Source organism: Caballeronia sp. M23-90 (genome assembly GCF_053574605.1).
In genome coordinates this window covers 1-1,815 of the sequence record NZ_JBSIPA010000739.1, presented here as the reverse complement: position 1 = coordinate 1,815, position 1,815 = coordinate 1, and the positions used below count along the sequence as shown (strand labels likewise).

Below are 1,815 nucleotides of genomic sequence, written 5' to 3'. Positions count from 1 at the left end.
CGCTCTTCCTCGGTGGCGCCGCGACGCCCGCAAGCTGATCGCCGGAGCGCTGCGGCGTGGCTCGGGCCAGCAGGGTTTTCAGGTCGTCGAAACGATACGTCCGATGACCGATAGTCTCGTTGTAGCTCATCGCGTGATCCTTGATTTCAGGGCGGCCATCCAATACTGAAGTATGCGACGTATCCGTGCATGGTCAAAAATGCGGACCATCCACTGTCCGTTTTGCCCATGCGATAATCCGAAACCTCCGGTTTGTCCACCGTATTTGTTCACTTTGTAGCGTCGCACCTTGAAAAACCTGCTTGTTCCGCTCGACCGGCTGGCCGATTTCGACGAAATAATCGACGTCCGCACACCACTCGAATTCACCGATGACCACATTCCGGGCGCGTTGAACGCGCCGGTGCTGAGCAACGAAGAGCGTGTGCGCATCGGCACGATGTACAAGCAGGTTTCGCCCTTCGAAGCCGCCCGGGTGGGCGCGGCGCTGGTCGCGCGAAATATCGCGCGGTATCTGGATACGGTCTTCGCCGACCGGCCCCGCAATTGGCGCCCGCTGATTTATTGCTGGCGCGGCGGTACCCGGTCCGGCTCCATGGCGACCATGTTCAACATGATCGGCTGGCAGGCGCGGCAACTGGAAGGCGGATACAAGACCTACCGGCGCGCGACGATCGAGACGCTCGAGCGTCTTCCGGCGGCGTTTCGCTACATCGCGCTGACGGGCCCGACAGGCAGCGGCAAGACGCGTTTGCTGCACGCTTTGAGGGTTGCCGGGGCGCAGACGCTCGACCTGGAGCAGCTTGCGGCGCATCGCGGATCGCTGCTCGGCGCATTGCCGGGCGAACCGCAGCCATCGCAGAAATGGTTCGATACGTTGCTGGTCGGCGCGCTGCGGGGCTTCGATCCGGCGCGGCCTGTGTTTGTCGAGGCGGAAAGCCGGCGGATCGGCGCGGTGGCGTTGCCGCTCGCGCTGGTGGACACGTTTCATCGCGGCGATTGCATCCAGGTCGAAGCAAGCCGAGACGACCGCGCTGCGTTCCTCCTGCATGATTACGCGCATCTGTCCCACGATCCCGACTTGTTCAAGCAGCAGTTATCGAAGCTGATCGGTTTGCATAGCCGGGAGCGGGTGCACCACTGGCACAAGCTGATCGATGAAAACCGGGGCCCCGAACTCGCTCGCGAACTGATCGACCAGCATTACGATCCCGCCTATACCCGCAGCAGCGGCGCGCATTTCACCGAGTTGCCGCGCGCTACGCGTGTGCTGTTCCGCCCGAATGACGCCGATGTCGTCGAGCAGGCGAGGGCGCTGCTCGCGCAGCTCGAGATCTCCGCGAGCGCGGCGTGACACCTTATTTTTTCTTAAAAACCAAGACCAACCATGCAATCCACTCTTCGACAACCCCGCGTAGCGGCCGGCTGGATCGTCTTCCTGCTGATCGCCGTCGTCGGCCTGTTCTACGTCAAATGGTTTCCGTACTACAACCGTGCGTTCGTTGCGGCCAGCCAGCATTCCATCGGTAAATCGATCCTGATGGGCACGGCCGCGAGTGCGCCCGAGCCGTCGTGGAAAGCGGCTATCGATTACGCGTTTGCGTACGGCAAGGCGATCTGGCAAGCGATGGTCCTGGGCCTCTTGCTCGGCTCCGCAGTGCAGGCGCTGATTCCGCCGCAATGGGTCGCGCGTGCGCTGGGAAAAAGCGGCTTTGGCAGCGTCGTGAACGGCGGCCTGATGTCACTGCCAGGCATGATGTGGCCCTGCTGCGCGGCGCATGTCGACGCCGGCTTGCGAGCTCGGAGGGGCGGCGG

The 1,815-nt window shown here is 62.8% G+C and carries 2 protein-coding genes and 1 pseudogene; 2 read left to right on the top strand and 1 reads right to left on the bottom strand.

Features of this window, described 5'->3' with window-relative positions:
* Nucleotides 1-130 (bottom strand): ethanolamine ammonia-lyase subunit EutB (gene eutB, locus ACRXB1_RS35345; protein ID WP_449494692.1); only part of this gene is annotated, 130 nt, incomplete at its 3' end.
* A gap of 159 nt (nt 131-289) precedes the next feature.
* Between eutB and mnmH the strand changes: the two genes are divergently transcribed.
* A complete protein-coding gene (mnmH, locus tag ACRXB1_RS35340) occupies nt 290-1,354 on the top strand; it encodes a tRNA 2-selenouridine(34) synthase MnmH (RefSeq protein ID WP_449494691.1) in 1,065 nt (354 codons plus the stop codon).
* Nucleotides 1,355-1,387: 33 nt separating this feature from the next.
* Nucleotides 1,388-1,815 (top strand): annotated as a pseudogene (locus tag ACRXB1_RS35335) (permease); the annotation flags it as partial.